This is a genomic window from Halarchaeum acidiphilum MH1-52-1, assembly GCF_000474235.1.
GTDB classification, from domain to species: domain Archaea; phylum Halobacteriota; class Halobacteria; order Halobacteriales; family Halobacteriaceae; genus Halarchaeum; species Halarchaeum acidiphilum.
Map to the genome: position 1 here is coordinate 1 of NZ_BATA01000101.1, position 4,799 is coordinate 4,799.

Consider the following 4,799-nt stretch of genomic DNA (forward strand, 5'->3'; position numbering starts at 1 on the left):
ACGAGGTCGGTGACGGCGAGCGCGAGGACGATCGCGACGGCGTAGATGATCCACGAGGAGAGGTGCGCGAGGACCGAGACGATGGAGGTGCCGAAACGCCGCGCGGTCCGCTCGACGCTCGTCCCCTCGACGGCCTCCGGGACGCCGACCGCGCGGAGGAGGCCGGCGTTCACTCGGCCGATGACGTACCCCGCGACGAACCCGACGACGAGCACGCCGAGCGCGAGGAGGGAGTCGACGTTCTCGGTCACGAGCGTCTGGAGGTCCATCAATACGCCTCCGGGTCGAGTTCGAGGACGAGCTCACCGCCCTTGAACGCGCGGACGAGCCCGTCGCTCTCGCTCAGCACCACCGCGATCGCGTTCGAGTCTCGCGTGATGCTCGCCGCCGCCATGTGCCGCGTGCCGAGACCCTTCGGGATGTCGACGCCCTCCGCCGATCCCTCGAGGTAGCGGTACGCGGAGACGATCTTCCCCGAGTCCGAGATGACGAACGCGCCGTCCAGCCTCGAGAACTCCTTCAACATCACGTTCACGATCGGATCGCCGACGTGGACGTGGCTCTTCTCGAAGGGGTTGTACGAGAGCGGTCGGGACTTGTTCATCACCTTCCCGGCGTCGCCGACGACGAACAGCGCGCCCACGGGCTTGCCCTTCTGGCCCTTCTGCCCGAGTTCGATCACGACGTCGAGCACGTCGCGGATGACCGCGGGATCCGCCCGCGAGTGGACGAAGAGATCGTAGACGCCCGAGTGGCGGTCCGCGTCCACGCGCACCCGCGTCACCGTGTCCTCACCGTCGTCGAACACCGCGGTGACGCAGGCGACGTCGTCGCCGTTCGCGACGTACTCGTTGTCGAGCGCGCCCTCGATGCCGAAGCGGACGCGCTCCGTGACGTCCGCGAAGTCGAGCGGCAGTTCGACGAACGCGTCCGCGCCGACGCCGTTCTCCGCCGCCACCACGATCAGGTCGATCTCACCGCCCTCCGTGGCCTCTCGCGCGCGCTCGTAGTACGACCCGCTGGGGGAGAACAACACCAGCGCGTCGACATCGGTCACGAGCTCGCCGAGAAGATCCTTCAGCGCAGACATTACGTCTATCGACTCGTGGACCGGGCAAAAGGGTTGTGACCCGTCAGACGCCCGTCTGTCGGGACGCGAAGGTCTCCGTCGCTCCCCGGCCATCGACCCGTATGGCCACCGTCCCCGAGGCGTACCACGACCTCTTCGAAAAGCCGACGATCGCGCACGTCACCACCGTCAATCCCGACGGCGACCGCCTGCTCGTCAACACCGAACGCCACCGACGCGAGGCCCGCAACGCCGAGCGAGACCCCCACGTCGCGGCGAGCATGACCGACCCCGACGACGACTATCGGTACCTCTCCGTCACCGGCGAAGTGGACGAGGTGACGACCGACGGCGCTCGCGAACACATCGACGTTCTCGCCCGACGCGACACCGGTGACGACTACGCCGTCCCCATCGAGAGCGAACGCGTGATCCTGCGGATCCGTCCCGACGACGTTATCACCGGGCAGTAGGTGACAGACAGGGACCGGATTCGAACCACGGTCGTTTCACTACGTTGCACTCACTGCTTCGAATCCGCCGGCGCGTCCGCTCCTCACGTTCCTTCGGAGACGGATGCACGGGACCGGATTCGAACCGGCGGACCCCTACGGGACAGCGTCCTAAGCGCTGCGCCGTTGGCCTAGCTTGGCTACCCGTGCGCACCTCGATGATAGGGCGAGGTCACTAAGAGCGTGTCGCCTTCGCCGTGGGCTTATGTCGTCGCGGCCCGTTCCCGCGTGCATGTACCGAGCGGGCGATGCGTTCGATCACGCCGAGTGGGTCGCGGAGATCGAGCGCGTCGCGGACCGGCTGGATCTCGACGGTGACGCGCGTTCGACCGCGGAAGACCTCTTCCTCTCGACGCTCCCGGAGGAGGAGCGTTCGAAGCGCGCGACGCTCGCGGCGGCGGTCTACGCGGGATCGCTCGTCGCCGGCGATCAGCGCTCGCAGACCGCGGTCGCGGAGGCCGCCGACGTCTCTCGGGGGACGGTGCAGGGGCGCTGGAAGGACCTCCTCGCGGACGCCGGACTGGAGCCGCCGACGTGGTAGGCTACGACTCGCGCGGCGTGCTGCCGGGCGTCACGTTGCCGTGCTCGTCGATCTCGCCCTTGACGATGCGCGTCGAGGAGATGACGCCGCCGTCCTCGGCTTCGACGCGCGGGACGACCTCGATGCGCAGCGGGTCGATGCCGCGTTCGCGGCGGATCTCGTTGACCCGCTCGGCGCCCGTCTCGGTCTCGGGGGAGACGACGAGCGCGTCGAACTGTGGCTCGACGGCGATTCCGGTCGGCTCGGTGAGCGGCCGGATCTCGTAGTCGCGACCGTACTCCGCGGCGAAGCGCTCGAGTTCGTCCGCGAGATCGCGCTTGCGCTCCTCGAACGGCCGGACGTGGCGCTCCTCGTGACGGGTCCGGGGCGCGAGATCGTCGCTCGTCAGGCCGACGGTGACGTCCCCGAGTTCGAAAGCGCGCTCGAAGAGCGCGCGGTGTCCGTCGTGTATGGGGTCGAACGTCCCGCCCAGCGCGACATCCATACACCGAGCGATGGTTCGATCGGGTTTAGCCGTTTGGGTCTCAGACGTCCGTGCGGCCGTCGCCGTCGTCGCCATCAACGGCGGAGCGATCCGTCGATGCCACATCGCCGTCGTCGCCGGTGTCCCCCTCGGGCGCGCCGGCCGCGTCGGGCGCGTCGCCCTCGCTCATCGCTCCCTCGCCGTCCGAGTCGGTGCCGGCGACCTCGATGCGGACCGGCTGGTCGTCCGCGCCGCCCTCGCGGCCGAGATTGAACACGGTGTTCAGTTCGTCCTGTACGCCGCCGACGACGCCGCCGACGAGGTCGCTCGGCGCGATCGCGGTGTACTCGTAGGGGTTGTTGCCGGCGCCCTCGCTCTCGCGCTTGCGGCGTTCGACGGTATCCTCGTTCGCGAGTTCGGCGAGCGCCTCGCGCACCGTGCTCGGGTAGAGACCGGTCCCCTCGGCGACCTCCTCGCTCGTGCTCCACGGGTGCTGGCGGAGGTAGACGTAGATGCGCGCGCGGGTCTCGGTGTCGAGCATCCACGAGAGGATGTCGACGACGCGCTCGTCGAACCCGGAGCGCGCGCGGTCGGCCCCCTCCTCGATCCGATCGCGGGCGCTCCGGTCCCCGTCGTCCGCGGGCGTGTCGGATGTGTCCTCGGCCATATGTCGTTGTCAGGAGAACACAAGCCCCGAGTGCGTAAAAACCTCTTGCTCACCCCGTCAGAGGCGGACGGCGTCGTAGAGCGCGTTCGCGCCCTCGGTGTCGCGGACGCGACGCTGGAAGTCCGCCCCGCTTTCGGTCTCGTAGACGTCGCGGAGACCCGCCACGTCGAGGCGCTCGCACTCCCGATCGACGACCTCGCCGAGCGTCACGGTGCCGTCGCCGTCGCGGGCGATGAAGGAGGCGTCGTGACCGTGGCGGGTCGCGCGCCACTTGTTCTCGTCGAGGAGTTCGCGGCGGTGAGCGTACCCCGACTCGCCGTCCGCGTAGCGCTCCGCGAGGTCGATCACGAGCGCGTGGACGTATCGGACGAGCGCTTCGACGACCGCCGGATCGTGCTGGGCGTCGGGCGCGCGGACCTCGACAGTGCCGTGTCCGGAGTGGGGGCGGACGTCCCACCAGATCTCGCCGCGGTCCGCCATCGAACCGTGCTCGACCATCCGCTCCTCGAAGGCGTCGAACTCGGCGTACGAGTCGAACGTCGTCGGCATCCCCGTGTTCGGCAGGTTCTCGAAGACCTTCGCGCGGGCGGAGGCGAGACCGGTATCGTGGCCGTTCCAGTACGGCGAGTTCGCGGAGAGCGCCAGCAGAACGGGCAGATACCACCGGATCTCGTTCGCCACCCACATCGCCTTATCGGCGTCGTCGACACCGACGTGGATGTGGAGACCCGCGGTCGTGTTCCGGTGTTGGGGGTACTGGATGCGCTCGAGCTGGGAGCGATAGCGGGGCTTCTCGGCGTGTTCGTGCTCGCGCCAGCGCGCCCCCGGATGGAGACCGGCCGCGGCGACGCCGTAGCCGTGCTCGGCCGCGTACGAAACGAGGGCGTCGCGCGTCTCGCGGATCGCGTCGCCCGCCTCGCTCGGCCCGCCGAGTTTCGGCGTCTGCGTCTCGATCACGAACTTGAACAATTCGTGATCGATCCGATCGGTCAAGCGGGCGGGCGGATCTGCCTCGTAGACGAGCGTGTCGCTGCCCGCCGTCGGGCGGCCGTCGGCACCGACGAGGAAGAACTCCTCCTCGACGCCGAGCGTCCCGAGCTCACTGAACGCGTCCGGTGAACCCGTCGTCATTCACCCGGCCTTCGAGGGGGCCGGGTTTATGCGTACCGAAGGCGGCCCTCAGCGTGGGGACGCGACGACCGCGAGGTGATCGTCGTGATAGGGTTCGAGGCGCGCGCGATCCAGCACCTCGTAGGTCTCGCGCAGTTCGTCGAGCACGTCGGCGAAGACGTCCTCGGGGTCGGCGGTGACGTCCTCGCTCCGGGCCTTGATCGCGAGCACGAGTCGGCCCTCGGGCGCGAGGAAGCGCGCGTCTCGACGGCGACGCGCGCCTGTCCCCGCGTCGCGACGTCCTGCACGAGGCAGTCGAGGTCGGTCTCGACGACGTGCGCGTACGTCTCTGGCTTCCGGGCGCCTTCAGGAGCGGGAAGAGGGTTCCCCTGCTCTCGCAGACGTCGAGCAGGTCGCGCGCGGAGCGCGGCGCGAAC

Annotated in this window: 6 protein-coding genes, 1 tRNA gene and 2 pseudogenes; 2 read left to right on the forward strand and 7 right to left on the reverse strand. The window is 69.1% G+C overall.

What is annotated here, in order from left to right; genetic code table 11:
• Positions 1-269: pseudogene (locus AOZ13_RS12755) on the reverse strand (mechanosensitive ion channel family protein); the annotation flags it as partial.
• Positions 269-1,090 (reverse strand): diadenylate cyclase DacZ, encoded by an 822-nt coding sequence (dacZ, locus tag AOZ13_RS12760; RefSeq protein WP_020221410.1) that lies wholly within the window; start codon positions 1,088-1,090, stop codon positions 269-271. The pseudogene AOZ13_RS12755 and the gene dacZ, both read right to left, overlap by 1 nt.
• Before the next feature lie 101 nt (positions 1,091-1,191).
• Between dacZ and AOZ13_RS12765 the strand changes: the two genes are divergently transcribed.
• Positions 1,192-1,542: a pyridoxamine 5'-phosphate oxidase family protein gene (locus AOZ13_RS12765; protein ID WP_020221409.1), complete on the forward strand. Its 351-nt coding sequence runs from the start codon at positions 1,192-1,194 to the stop codon at positions 1,540-1,542.
• 104 nt (positions 1,543-1,646) lie between these two features.
• Here AOZ13_RS12765 and AOZ13_RS12770 read toward each other — a convergent pair.
• Positions 1,647-1,731, reverse strand: a tRNA-Leu gene (locus tag AOZ13_RS12770).
• Between the two features lie 82 nt (positions 1,732-1,813).
• On the opposite strand from AOZ13_RS12770, the gene AOZ13_RS12775 reads away from it, so the two are divergent.
• Positions 1,814-2,122 (forward strand): cyclin family protein, encoded by a 309-nt coding sequence (locus tag AOZ13_RS12775; RefSeq protein WP_020221408.1) that lies wholly within the window; start codon positions 1,814-1,816, stop codon positions 2,120-2,122.
• A 1-nt stretch (position 2,123) separates the two neighbouring features.
• Here the strand turns inward: AOZ13_RS12775 and AOZ13_RS12780 are convergent, their stop codons facing one another.
• The 4 genes and pseudogenes from AOZ13_RS12780 to AOZ13_RS12795 all read right to left on the reverse strand — a co-directional run.
• The gene (locus AOZ13_RS12780) at positions 2,124-2,606 is read right to left on the reverse strand and encodes a phosphopantetheine adenylyltransferase (RefSeq protein ID WP_020221407.1); all 483 of its coding nucleotides are present in this window, start codon (positions 2,604-2,606) and stop codon (positions 2,124-2,126) included.
• 40 nt (positions 2,607-2,646) lie between these two features.
• Positions 2,647-3,252 (reverse strand): winged helix-turn-helix domain-containing protein, encoded by a 606-nt coding sequence (locus AOZ13_RS12785; RefSeq protein WP_020221406.1) that lies wholly within the window; start codon positions 3,250-3,252, stop codon positions 2,647-2,649.
• A 57-nt stretch (positions 3,253-3,309) separates the two neighbouring features.
• Complete coding sequence (locus tag AOZ13_RS12790) at positions 3,310-4,383, reverse strand: glutamate--cysteine ligase (protein WP_020221405.1); 1,074 nt, start codon at positions 4,381-4,383, stop codon at positions 3,310-3,312.
• Positions 4,384-4,431: 48 nt separating this feature from the next.
• A pseudogene (locus AOZ13_RS12795) lies at positions 4,432-4,799 on the reverse strand (fibrillarin-like rRNA/tRNA 2'-O-methyltransferase); the annotation flags it as partial.